At 50.2% G+C, this 12,499-nt stretch carries 10 protein-coding genes; all 10 read right to left on the reverse strand.

What is annotated here, in order from left to right:
• Positions 1 to 228: 228 nt before the first annotated feature.
• Positions 229 to 633, reverse strand: a complete 405-nt coding sequence (locus UNDKW_RS13560; protein ID WP_162059124.1) for a hypothetical protein — start codon at positions 631 to 633, stop codon at positions 229 to 231.
• Positions 633 to 1,730 carry a cell division protein ZapE gene (gene zapE, locus UNDKW_RS13565; protein ID WP_162059125.1) on the reverse strand — a complete coding sequence of 366 codons (1,098 nt, stop codon included), beginning with the start codon at positions 1,728 to 1,730 and terminating at the stop codon, positions 633 to 635. The genes UNDKW_RS13560 and zapE overlap by 1 nt, the downstream gene beginning before the upstream one ends.
• Positions 1,731 to 1,875: 145 nt before the next feature.
• On the reverse strand, positions 1,876 to 3,303 hold the full coding sequence (gene lpdA, locus UNDKW_RS13570; protein WP_162059126.1) for a dihydrolipoyl dehydrogenase: 1,428 nt from the start codon (positions 3,301 to 3,303) through the stop codon (positions 1,876 to 1,878).
• A gap of 75 nt (positions 3,304 to 3,378) precedes the next feature.
• Complete coding sequence (locus UNDKW_RS13575; RefSeq protein WP_162059127.1) at positions 3,379 to 3,711, reverse strand: PspC domain-containing protein; 333 nt, start codon at positions 3,709 to 3,711, stop codon at positions 3,379 to 3,381.
• A gap of 33 nt (positions 3,712 to 3,744) precedes the next feature.
• Positions 3,745 to 5,004: a 2-oxoglutarate dehydrogenase complex dihydrolipoyllysine-residue succinyltransferase gene (gene odhB / locus UNDKW_RS13580; protein WP_162059128.1), complete on the reverse strand. Its 1,260-nt coding sequence runs from the start codon at positions 5,002 to 5,004 to the stop codon at positions 3,745 to 3,747.
• A gap of 61 nt (positions 5,005 to 5,065) precedes the next feature.
• The gene (locus tag UNDKW_RS13585; protein ID WP_162059129.1) at positions 5,066 to 7,921 is read right to left on the reverse strand and encodes a 2-oxoglutarate dehydrogenase E1 component; all 2,856 of its coding nucleotides are present in this window, start codon (positions 7,919 to 7,921) and stop codon (positions 5,066 to 5,068) included.
• A gap of 322 nt (positions 7,922 to 8,243) precedes the next feature.
• The gene (gene gltA / locus UNDKW_RS13590) at positions 8,244 to 9,548 is read right to left on the reverse strand and encodes a citrate synthase (RefSeq protein WP_162041572.1); all 1,305 of its coding nucleotides are present in this window, start codon (positions 9,546 to 9,548) and stop codon (positions 8,244 to 8,246) included.
• Positions 9,549 to 9,609: 61 nt separating this feature from the next.
• Positions 9,610 to 9,891 (reverse strand): succinate dehydrogenase assembly factor 2, encoded by a 282-nt coding sequence (locus tag UNDKW_RS13595; protein WP_162041573.1) that lies wholly within the window; start codon positions 9,889 to 9,891, stop codon positions 9,610 to 9,612.
• 107 nt (positions 9,892 to 9,998) lie between these two features.
• Complete coding sequence (locus UNDKW_RS13600; RefSeq protein WP_162059130.1) at positions 9,999 to 10,709, reverse strand: succinate dehydrogenase iron-sulfur subunit; 711 nt, start codon at positions 10,707 to 10,709, stop codon at positions 9,999 to 10,001.
• Positions 10,710 to 10,721: 12 nt separating this feature from the next.
• On the reverse strand, positions 10,722 to 12,497 hold the full coding sequence (gene sdhA, locus UNDKW_RS13605) for a succinate dehydrogenase flavoprotein subunit (protein ID WP_162041575.1): 1,776 nt from the start codon (positions 12,495 to 12,497) through the stop codon (positions 10,722 to 10,724).
• Between the last annotated feature and the right edge of the window lie 2 nt (positions 12,498 to 12,499).

Here is a 12,499-nt window from a genome sequence, read left to right on the forward strand (position 1 = left end):
CTAACGCCAGACTGTAAGGAAATTTTTAGAGACTTGCAATACTTATATCGCAGCGCGGGATGGGATTCCATATTCAAATCTTGCCGTGGGCAACAGACAGCTATCACTTGTGGGCATTGCGCCAGCAGTGCTATCCCGGTTTCAGTAACCAAAAACCCGGAGGCAGCCTTCAAATGGCGGCATTTGATAAGGAAAAAGACTTACAGCCAGTTACAAATCTCTCAGCGATCAGGGCTTGGCCTGGCGTTGCGCCAGCTCTCTGTCTAGTTGTTCTATACGGAGTTTACGCTGCAAGGCTTTGGCTTCCAGGGAAATTCTCTGCAAGGCAACGATGTATTGACGGCGCTTTTGTTTAACATCACTGAGACAATCATTGACAAAAAATGTATCGTGACAAGCTCGCTCAGACTGTTCGTACCAGCTTTGCAAACGCAGTTGCGCTGCATTACTTTCTTGCAGGGCAAGTTCGGCCTGCTCTGCGCTGCTGATAGTACCTGCAGCATATTTTTGATCCAGACTCGCAGACAGATTGGCAATCTGTGTAAGTTCAGTACTACCAGGAGTAGCCAGCGCATGTGCGGCAAACATTATTTGCGCAAACAATGCGAGGATTACAGGCAATAAACGTTTCATCAGGCAATATTCTCCGCAAGTTGGCGTTGGTCAGCATCCATATATTCTTTTGATTGCATTTCTATGATGCGTGACACTGTTCTGTGAAACTCATTAGACAAGGTACCATTGGTATAAAGTTCCTCGGGAGGCACTTCTGCCGACATAATCAGTTTCACTTTGTTGTCGTAAAACACGTCTATCAGCCAGGTGAAACGCCTGGCCTCGGAAGACATGGCAGCCGACATGCGTGGAATCGACGACAAAACAACAGTATGAAAGCGACTGGCGATTTCGAGATAATCATTTTGCGAGCGTGGTCCGCCACATAAAGTGGCAAAGTCAAACCAGATCACACTGCCAGCACGGCGCAGGGACTTGAGCTTGCGCCCCTCGATATCGACTTGCGGGTCTTCATCACTGGTTTCTGCAACCCGGGCAAAAATATCGCGCAAAGTCTTGTCCGTAGCTGCACTCAATGGTGTCAGGTACGCCTGCACCTGTTCCAGAGCACGCTTGCGATAATCATTGCCGGAATCTACATTCAGGATATCGAGTTTTTCCTTCAGCAAGGCAATCGTTGGCAGCATGCGGTCGCGATGCAAGCCATCTGGATACAAAGTATCAGGCTGGTAATTCGATGTCATGACGAAAGACACGCCATTTTCAAACAGGGCATTGAGCAAGTTATACAGTAACATCGCGTCTGCCACGTCGGACACATGAAATTCATCAAAGCAAATCAGACGATATTTCTTGGCGATCCTGCGTGCCACTTCATCAAGCGGATCTGCCACGCCTTTGAGTTCGTCCAGCTGCCGGTGTACGGCACGCATGAATTCGTGAAAGTGCAAGCGGGTTTTGCGCACCACTGGCACAACCGAATAAAAACTGTCCATCAAAAATGACTTGCCGCGCCCGACTCCGCCCCACATATAAACGCCACGCGGTACTTCAGGACGGGTGATCAGACGGGTAAATTTATTTGCACGCTTGCCCTTGTATTCCACCCATTCTTCATAGGCTGTCTGCAAGCGATCAACTGCGCGATTTTGTGCCTCATCGGCCTGAAAACCGCGCTGACTCAAGGCATCCTGATAATACTCTATGACATTCATGGGCGAGGGATACTATCTTTGCTAGCTTGCCTGCGCATGGCAAGCGGGTAAAAAGCGACGCACCCTACCCCAATCAAACTGAGGGCAGAGTGCGCTGCCAATGTGGGCGCGAGTTTAGGCCCAGATTTCAAACAAGCGACTTGAATCAGAAATTCAATGAACGCTTATCGACTGCCAATGCTGCTTCTTTAGTTGCCTCAGACAGAGATGGATGTGCATGACAAATACGGGCGATGTCTTCTGCGGACGCCTTGAATTCCATCGCCACTACGGCTTCGGAAATCAATTCAGATGCCATAGGACCAACGATGTGCACACCCAGGATTTCATCTGTCGTGGCATCTGCCAGGAACTTGACCATACCTGAAGTATCACCCAGCGCACGGGCACGGCCATTCGCCATGAATGGGAAAGTACCGGCTTTGTAAGCCACGCCATCAGCCTTCAATTGTTGCTCAGTGCGGCCTACCCATGCGATTTCCGGAGATGTGTAGATGACCCATGGGATGGTATTGAAGTTCACATGACCATGCTGACCGGCGATACGTTCAGCCACTGCAACACCCTCTTCTTCTGCCTTGTGTGCCAGCATAGGGCCACGTACCACGTCGCCTACAGCCCAAACATTCGCCAGATTGGTTTTGCAATCACCATCAACCGCGATGAAACCACGTTCATCGAGTTGCAGGCCAACAGCTTCTGCATTCAAACCATTGGTGTTAGGTGTACGGCCAATAGAGATGATCAGTTTGTCGAACACTGCCTTGTGCTCAGCGCCTTTGTCGTCAGTGTAGTTGACAGTCACATCGCTGCCACCATTGACGATTTCGCCTATCTTGACGCCCAGGTTGATGGACAGACCTTGTTTGACAAACAGCTTGTGTGCTTCTTTAGCGATTTGTTCATCCACTGCACCGAGGAAAGTCGGCAATGCTTCCAGTACTGTCACTTCAGCACCGAGACGACGCCAGACGCTGCCCATTTCCAAGCCGATCACACCAGCGCCAATGACGCCGAGTTTTTTCGGCACTTCAGCAATCTTCAATGCGCCGTCATTCGAGAGGATGGTTGTTTCATCAAATGCTGCGCCAGGCAATGCACGTGCATTCGAGCCAGTAGCCACGATGATGTGTTTGCCAGTAATGGTTTCTTCTGTTTTGCCAGCAACCTTGATTTCGTAACCGGCTGCATCGCCTTTCACAAACGAACCATGGCCATGGAAGAAAGTGACTTTGTTCTTTTTAAACAGGAACAGGATACCGTCGTTGTTTTGCTTGACGATAGTGTTCTTGCGACCCAGCATCTTGGATACATCCAGACCCAGGCCTTGTACGTTGATACCGTGATCAGCGAAAGCATGACCAGCATGCTCATAATGCTCGGAAGACTGCAACAGCGCTTTGGATGGGATGCAACCAACGTTGGTGCATGTACCACCTGGAGCCGGGCCACCTTTTTCATTGGTCCATGCATCGATACAGGCGGTAGAAAATCCCAGTTGGGCAGCGCGGATTGCGGCGATGTAGCCACCAGGGCCACCACCGATAACGACGACGTCAAATTGTTTGCTCATGAAAATGTCCTGATTTTGTGTATATGAATTTAGCGCCGAATCCAGTCGTGACGTCCACTCTTCGCCCTGTAGTTTTCAGCTCTCTTCGGGGATGAAAATCCAGGCCAGCAAATAAGCCACTACGCCAGCGCCAAAGTAAAGACTGAAGAAGACAAACATCAAACGCCATATCCAGGAATCCAGGCCAGTAAACTGTCCAAGACCACCACAGATACCACCCAGCCACTGGTCACGTTTTGACCGGCGGAACTGGTTCAAATGATTAAAGCCCTGGCTCTGTTGATTGCCGGATGCGGAAGTGTCACCAGTTGCCAGCAATCTGGCTTTGGCTTGTGCAAATTCTGCATCAGACAGGACTCCTGCCTGATGCAGTTCGTGCAGACGTTTGATTTCGTCAGCGATATTCACGGAATGATTCTCGCTTTGTGGGTTGAACCTGAATTACAGATCAAGCAACAGGCGGGCTGGATCTTCCAGCGCGTCTTTCATTGCCACCAGACCCAGAACTGCTTCACGACCGTCAATGATACGATGGTCATAAGACATAGCCAGGTAATTCATAGGACGGATCACGATCTGGCCATTTTCAACCACGGCACGGTCCTTGGTCGCATGCACGCCCAGAATTGCGGATTGTGGTGGGTTGATAATAGGTGTAGACAACATGGAGCCGAAAGTACCACCATTCGAGATGGAGAAAGTACCGCCAGACAGATCGTCCAGTGTCAGTTTGCCGTCTTTTGCCTTGGCACCGAATTCACCGATTTTCTTCTCGATCTCAGCAATCGTCATTTGATCCGCATTGCGCAGGATAGGTACTACCAGGCCGCGTGGAGAACCGACTGCGATACCGATGTCGAAGTAACCGTGGTAGACGATGTCGTTACCGTCAACAGAGGCGTTGATGATAGGGTATTTTTTCAATGCAGCAACGGCAGCCTTGACGAAGAAGGACATGAAACCCAGTTTCACGCCGTGTTCTTTTTCAAATTTGTCTTTGTACTTGTTACGCAAGTCCATGACAGGTGCCATGTTGACTTCGTTGAAAGTTGTCAAAATAGCGTTGGTCGATTGCGATTGCACCAGACGTTCAGCGATACGGGCACGCAAACGGCTCATCGGTACGCGCTCTTCAGGACGGTCACCCAGGCTGGCGATAGCTGGTGCAGCAACTTGTTGTAGTGCTGGCTTGCCAGCTGCAGGAGCAGCCAGAGGAGCAACTACTGGTGCCGCAGCAGGTTTAGCGGCTACGGCTGCCAGTGCATCACCTTTGGTAACACGGCCATCTTTGCCGGAGCCGTCAACTTGAGCTGCAATCAGATTATTTTCTGACAGGATTTTTGCTGCTGCAGGCATTGCCACGCCAGCAGAAGATTTTGCGTCAGAAGAAGCTGCCGCAACTGCGGCAGGCGCAGCAGCAACTGGTGCCGCTGCTGGAGTTGCAGCAGTACCAGCACTTGCGGCTGTATCCAGGATAGCGATAACTTCGCCAGCAACAACCGTGCTGCCATCACCCTTGATGATTTGTGTGATCACGCCAGCATCTGGGGCTGGCAGCTCCAGTACGACTTTGTCAGTTTCCACGTCGATCAGGTTTTCGTCACGGCCAACTGCTTCGCCAACTTTTTTATGCCAGGACAACAGGGTTGCTTCTGCGACGGACTCAGATAACTGAGGAACTTTTACTTCGATAATTGCCATTTTTTACTCTCCGATTCGGGTAGCCAAATGCGGTACCAGCTTCTGGTACCGCATCGCGTCATTATTTGGTCAGGACAAAGCCTTTGAGTTTGGAAAATGCCGTTTCCAGCAATGCTTTTTGTTGTGCATAGTGCTTGTCATAGTAACCGACAGCAGGCGATGCACTGGCTGGACGACCTGCATAAGCAAGTTTTTGACCTTCTTCCAGGCTTTCAAAAATATTGTGCTGGATCTGGAACCATGGTCCCTGATTTTGCGGCTCGTCTTGTGCCCAGACCAATTCCGCCATGTTCGGGAATTTTTTCAATTCTGCGGCAAAACTCTTATGCGGGAAAGGATACAGTTGTTCAACACGGATAATCGCTGTATCTGTCTGACCACGCTCTTTACGTGCATTGACCAGGTCGAAATACACTTTGCCAGAGCAAGCGACAACACGTTTGACTTTCTTCGCATCAATCTTTTCATCCACTTCACCGATAACGGTGTGGAAGCTACCCTTCGCCAGGTCAGACAAAGGTGAACCTGCATCCTTGTTACGCAACAGGGACTTAGGTGTCATGATAACCAGAGGTTTGCGGAACATGCGTATCATCTGACGACGCAACAGATGGAAAATCTGCGCTGCAGTCGTAGGCTGTACCACTTGCATATTATTGTCAGCACACAGTTGCAGGAAGCGCTCAGGGCGTGCAGATGAATGCTCTGGACCCTGGCCTTCATAACCGTGTGGCAACATCATGACCAGACCGGATGCGCGCCCCCATTTCACTTCACCAGAACTGATGAACTGATCGATAACAACCTGGGCACCATTGGCGAAATCACCGAATTGTGCTTCCCAGATAGTCAGGGTATTTGGCTCTGCTGTGGAGTAACCATATTCAAAGCCCAATACCGCTTCTTCAGACAACACGGAATCAATGACAGTGAATGGTGCCTGCTTGTCAGAAATGTTTTGCAGAGGGATATACGTACCCGCATCCCAGCGCTCACGGTTTTGATCATGCAAAACAGCGTGGCGGTGTACGAAAGTGCCGCGACCTGCATCCTGGCCGGTCAGACGGATGGCATAACCGGAAGAAACCAAGGATGCATAGGCCAGATGTTCGCCCATACCCCAGTCCAGGTTCATGTCACCACGGCCCATGGCTGCACGGTCACCCAATACTTTTTCTACCAGGCTATGCGGCTTGAAGCCTTCAGGTACGACAGTGATACGTTCAGCCAGCCGTTTCAATTCCGTGGATGGCACTGCTGTGTCAGCAGCATCTGTCCATTTACGGTTGAGGAAAGGAATCCAGTCAACAGCGTATTTGTTCTTGAAGTTGGAGATGACAGGATCATGCGTGTGCTTGCCTGCATCCATGGCATCGCGGTAAGCCTTGACCATCTGATCGCCGCCATCCGCAGGGATAGTACCTTGCGCAGACAATTTGTCTGCATACATACGGCGCGTGCCTGGATGCTGACCAATCTTCTTGTACATCAAAGGCTGAGTCAGTGCAGGTGTATCTTGCTCGTTGTGACCCAATTTGCGGTAGCAGATGATATCAACGACAACGTCTTTCTTGAATTCCATACGGTAGTCCAGAGCGATTTGAGTCGCCAGGACAACGGCTTCAGGATCATCTGCATTGACGTGCAATACCGGTGCTTCGATCATTTTGACAACGTCGGAACAATACAGCGTAGAACGTGAATCGCGTGGATCAGAAGTCGTGAAACCGATCTGGTTATTGATGACGATATGCACAGTACCACCTGTACCATAGCCGCGTGTTTGCGCCAGGTTCAGGGTTTCCATGACTACGCCCTGCCCTGCAAACGCGGCGTCACCGTGTACCAGGATAGGCAAGACTTGTGAGCCATCTTTGTCACCGCGACGATCCATACGTGCTTTGACAGAGCCTTCAACCACTGGATTAACGATTTCCAGGTGGGAAGGGTTGAACGCGAGGGACAAGTGAACCGGGCCGCCTGGAGTCGAGATATCAGAGGAGAAGCCTTGATGGTATTTAACGTCACCAGCTGGCAAGTCATCACCATGTTTACCCTCAAACTCAGCAAACAGATCCTGAGGCATTTTGCCCAGGGTATTGACCAGTACGTTCAGACGGCCACGGTGGGCCATGCCGATAACGATTTCTTCTACACCGCGCTCACCGGCGCGCTGGATAGTTTCATCCATGGAGGCGATAAAGCTTTCGCCGCCTTCCAGGGAGAAGCGCTTTTGACCAACGTATTTGGTATGCAGATAACGTTCCAGGCCTTCAGCCGCAGTCAGGCGATCGAGGATGTGCTTTTTCTTTTCAGGAGAGAAAGATGGTGTGGAGCGTATTGCTTCCAGCTTTTGTTGCAACCAACGTTTTTCTGTCGGGTCGCTGATGTACATGAACTCAGCGCCGATGGAGCGGCAATAAGTGTCACGCAGGGCATTCAAAAGGTCGCGCAATGATGCTGTTTCTGGCCCGAAATAGGTATTGCTGATATTGAACTGTATGTCCATATCGGCATCGGTAAAGCCATAGAAGCTTGGTTCCAGTTCTGGAATACTTGGACGTTCCTGGCGTTGCAGCGGGTCCAGATTGGCCCAGTGGCTGCCGAGGAAACGGTAAGCGGCGATCAGTTGCTGGGCAGCGACGCGTTTGCGTCCCATTTCAGCATCAGCAGTCGCATTGACTGTGCGTATCGGACCTTGTTTGGCACGTTCGGCAAACGATGCAATAACAGGTGCGTGGGCGACGTCTGGCTTGGCAGAGCCATCGACAGCAGGCACATTTTGCATGGCGTCGAAATACGCGCGCCAATTATCAGGAACAGAACCGGGATTATTCAGGTACGCCTCATACAGTTCTTCTACATACGGCGCATTGCCGCCGAACAAGTACGAGTTAGCGTTATATTGTTGCATCATCTTGCTCACCTTTCTTCGCGTTTCGCGAGATTAGCGGGTTAATCTAACCTTCCGCGACACGGCCTGACCGGTTAGCGGATTGCACATCAAGTTGTGGGGAAGGGCTTAATTCAATCTATCCTCGTGATTAAATCAAAAAGCATGTCATTTAAATATGTTTTTTGATTAAATCGCGAAAGTTATTCCTAAAAATCACTTTCGTGGCGAAGCATAGCATAATTACTGAAGAAAAAAAAAGCGAGTCGTAAAGACTCGCTTTTTACAACAACATAAAATGACTAAAGATTAACGTTAAATCAAGGTTTTGAATTAATGCTTCGAATTAACGCTTATCTATAGCTGGCACATCACGTTTGGCCGCGCCAACAAACAACTGACGTGGGCGACCGATTTTTTGCTCAGGATCAGAAATCATTTCTTTCCACTGAGCGATCCAGCCTACTGTACGCGCCAAGGCAAAGATACCGGTGAACAATGCAGTTGGGATGCCCAGTGCACGTTGTACGATACCAGAGTAGAAATCGACGTTAGGATACAGTTTGCGGCTGACGAAGTACTCGTCTTCCAGAGCGATTTTTTCCAGTGCCATGGCCAGCTTGAACAGTGGATCATCTTGCAGACCTAGTTCTTGCAGCACTTCATAGCAAGTTTCACGCATCAGTTTGGCACGTGGGTCATAGTTTTTGTAAACACGGTGACCAAAGCCCATCAGCTTGACACCAGAATTTTTGTCTTTGACCTGAGCGATGAACTCAGGAATATTATCGACGCTGCCGATTTCTTCCAGCATGCTCAATGCAGCTTCATTTGCACCGCCGTGGGCAGGGCCCCACAGGCAAGCGATACCAGCAGCGATACAGGCAAATGGATTGGCACCAGAAGAACCTGCCAGACGGACCGTCGATGTAGAAGCATTTTGCTCGTGATCTGCGTGCAGGATCAGGATACGATCCAGAGCGCGCACCAGCACTTCATTGGTTTTGTATGGCTCACATGGTGTAGAGAACATCATGTGCATGAAGTTCGCGCTATAAGACAAGTCATTGCGTGGATACACGAAAGGCTGGCCGATGGAATATTTGTACGCCATAGCAACCAGTGTAGGCATCTTGGCGATCAGGCGGATAGCTGACACTTCGCGGTGATGCGGGTCATTAATATCCAGCGAATCATGGTAGAAGGATGCCAATGCACCTACTGTACCAACCAATACCGACATAGGATGCGCATCACGGCGGAAGCCGCGGAAGAAGAATTGCATCTGCTCGTGCACCATGGTGTGATTGGTGACAGTCGCTACAAATTCTTTCTTCTGGTCTGCATTAGGCAATTCGCCATTCAGCAACAGGTAGCAGGTTTCCAGGAAGTCGCCACCATTGACTGCCAGTTGCTCGATAGGATAGCCGCGGTACAGCAGCTCGCCTTTGTCGCCATCGATGTAAGTAATGGAAGAATTACAGGCTGCCGTGGACATGAAACCTGGATCATAGGTGAACATGCCGGTAGAACCATACAATTTACGGATGTCGATGACATCGGGACCAATAGAGCCCTTGTAAATCGGCATTTCCAGGGCTGGTGAGCCATCGGAGAATGATAGGGTGGCTTTTGTTTCAGAATTTGTCATGGCTCTTCCTTCAGATAAGAGGTGAGTCGTTAATCAAAAAAACACAAGAAATCAAATTGACTTACGCCGTTTGCAGGCGCAGCAATAATGCATGTACATGAGGCAGATCGACTTCGGCTTCCGGTTTTGTCTTGGCCATGATCAGATCCATTAATGTATTGTCCGGCAACTCCATCAGGCGGCTGAAGGCATCCACTTCCTCATCTGTCAGGGATTCTTCATTGGCGTCAAGAAAACGTGTCAAGATCAGATCGTTTTCCAGCAAACCGCGCCTTGCCCGCCACCGCAGCCTTGCCCGCTTTACCGGGTCGCTTTGATGGGATATAGCTTGTGACTCAGACATAATTAATTCTCTTCCATACTGACTATTTCATGCGGCTCTCAGCTCGCCTGGAAAACCGCATGAAATAGCAGCGATACCCCTGAGGAGCATCGCTGACGAACAACAACTTAGACCGCGCGACGGACCATGAGTTCTTTAATCTTACCGATAGCACGGGTAGGATTCAGACCTTTAGGACAGACATCCACGCAATTCATGATCGTGTGGCAACGGAACAAGCGATAAGGATCTTCCAGATTATCAAGACGTTCGCCAGTTGCCTGATCACGTGAATCGGCAATAAAGCGATAAGCCTGCAGCAAACCTGCCGGACCGACGAATTTATCAGGATTCCACCAGAAAGATGGGCATGAAGTCGAGCAGCATGCGCACAGAATGCACTCATACAGACCATCAAGCTCTTCACGTTCGGCAGGAGACTGCAGGCGTTCTTTTTCCGGAGGAATGGAATCATTCATCAGGTAAGGCTTGATCGAATTGTATTGCTTGAAGAATTGCGTCATATCCACGATCAAGTCGCGAATAACAGGCAAGCCTGGCAAAGGGCGCAAGACGATGGGCTCAGTCAATTCATTCAGATTGGTGGTGCAAGCCAGACCATTTTTGCCATTGATGTTCATTGCATCAGAACCACACACACCTTCACGGCATGAGCGGCGCAGCGCAAGAGAATCATCAACATCAGACTTGATGCGTTGCAAGGCATCCAACAACATCTTGTCAGTGTCTTGCAACTCAACGGTCAAGTCCTGCATGTAAGGCTTGGCGTCCTTGTCCGGATCGTAGCGATAGATTTTAAATTTCAGTGTACGTGCCATATCGGTATCTCTTTAGAATGTACGGGCTTTAGGCTTGAAGGTTTCTACAGTCAGTGGTTTGGTCACGACTGGCTTGTAGTCGAGGCGATTGCCTTCGGAATACCACAAGGTATGCTTCATCCAGTTCACGTCGTCGCGCTGTTCGTAATCGCGGTGCGCATGTGCGCCTCGGGATTCTTTACGGGCGGCAGCGGATGTGATCGTTGCCTTGGCTGTTTCGATCAGATTATCCAGTTCCAGTGCTTCTACACGGGCAGTATTGAAGACCTTGGATTTATCCTTGAAAGAAACATGCTTGCGACGCTCATCAAGCTCCATAATTTTCTTGTAGCCGGTTTGCAGCAATTCATCAGTACGGAACACGCCGCAGTACTGCTGCATGGTGCCGCGAATCGCATTGGCAACATCTTGCACGCGCTCGGAACCCGTACTGGTTTCCAGCTTGGACAAACGTGACAGCGCCAGATCAGCTGCATCAGCAGGCAAATCTTTATTGCTGCGAGCCTTGAGGTTACTTGCAACCACATGATTACCCGCTGCACGGCCAAACACCAGCAAATCAAGCAGGGAGTTCGTACCCAGACGGTTTGCACCATGCACAGATACACAGGCACATTCACCAATTGCATACAGGCCATTGACGATTTCGCTGCCACCGTTTTTCGGAGCAACTACCTGACCATAGATATTGGTCGGGATACCGCCCATCTGATAGTGGATCGTAGGAACGACAGGAATCGGTTCCTTGGTTGCATCCACATTGGCAAACTTGTGCGCAATTTCCAGAATCGATGGCAAACGTTTTTGAATGGTGTCAGCACCGATATGACGCAGGTCCAGCATGACGTGATCTTTATTCGGACCACAGCCACGGCCTTCCTTAATTTCCTGATCCATGGAACGGGAAACAAAGTCGCGTGGGGCCAGATCTTTCAGTGTAGGCGCATAACGCTCCATGAAGCGCTCGCCCTGGCTATTCACCAAAATACCGCCCTCACCTCGCACACCCTCAGTAATCAGGACACCAGCACCGGCAACACCGGTCGGGTGGAATTGCCAGAACTCCATATCTTCGAGTGGCAAACCAGCGCGAGCAGCCATACCCATACCGTCACCGGTATTGATAAATGCATTAGTAGAAGCAGCCCAGATACGACCAGCGCCGCCAGTTGCAAATATCGTGGTTTTGGCTTCCAGCATCATGACTTCGCCAGTTTCCATCTCCAGCGCGACAACGCCCAACACATCACCTTCTGCATCACGGATCAGGTCGATTGCCATCCACTCAACAAAGAAATGGGTACGTGCGCGGACGTTACGTTGATATAAAGTATGCAGCAAGGCATGACCGGTACGGTCAGCTGCAGCACAGGCACGCTGCACTGGTTTTTCACCAAAATTGGCAGTGTGGCCACCAAAAGGACGCTGATAAATCGTGCCATCCGCATTACGGTCAAAAGGCATACCGAAATGTTCAAGCTCATACACGACCTTTGGTGCTTCACGGCACATGAATTCGATCGCATCCTGGTCACCCAGGTAATCAGAACCCTTGACCGTGTCAAACATATGCCAGTACCAGTTGTCTTCGGACATATTGCCCAGGGAAGCACCAATACCGCCCTGCGCAGCCACCGTATGAGAACGGGTAGGAAATACTTTAGACAGTACGGCAACATTCAGACCAGCTTCTGCCAATTGCAGCGAAGCGCGCATGCCGGAGCCACCGGCACCAACGATGACCGCATCAAAACGGCGGCTTGGGATTGTGGATTTAATTGCAGCCACTT

The organism is Undibacterium sp. KW1 (assembly GCF_009937955.1).
GTDB lineage: Bacteria > Pseudomonadota > Gammaproteobacteria > Burkholderiales > Burkholderiaceae_D > Undibacterium.

Coding starts and splice junctions, on each gene's coding strand:
- UNDKW_RS13560 (WP_162059124.1), bottom strand. CDS start 633: ATGAAACGTTTATTGCCTGTAATCCTCGCATTGTTTGCGCAAATAATG.
- zapE (WP_162059125.1), bottom strand. CDS start 1,730: ATGAATGTCATAGAGTATTATCAGGATGCCTTGAGTCAGCGCGGTTTT.
- lpdA (WP_162059126.1), bottom strand. CDS start 3,303: ATGAGCAAACAATTTGACGTCGTCGTTATCGGTGGTGGCCCTGGTGGC.
- odhB (WP_162059128.1), bottom strand. CDS start 5,004: ATGGCAATTATCGAAGTAAAAGTTCCTCAGTTATCTGAGTCCGTCGCA.
- UNDKW_RS13585 (WP_162059129.1), bottom strand. CDS start 7,921: ATGATGCAACAATATAACGCTAACTCGTACTTGTTCGGCGGCAATGCG.
- gltA (WP_162041572.1), bottom strand. CDS start 9,548: ATGACAAATTCTGAAACAAAAGCCACCCTATCATTCTCCGATGGCTCA.
- UNDKW_RS13595 (WP_162041573.1), bottom strand. CDS start 9,891: ATGTCTGAGTCACAAGCTATATCCCATCAAAGCGACCCGGTAAAGCGG.
- UNDKW_RS13600 (WP_162059130.1), bottom strand. CDS start 10,709: ATGGCACGTACACTGAAATTTAAAATCTATCGCTACGATCCGGACAAG.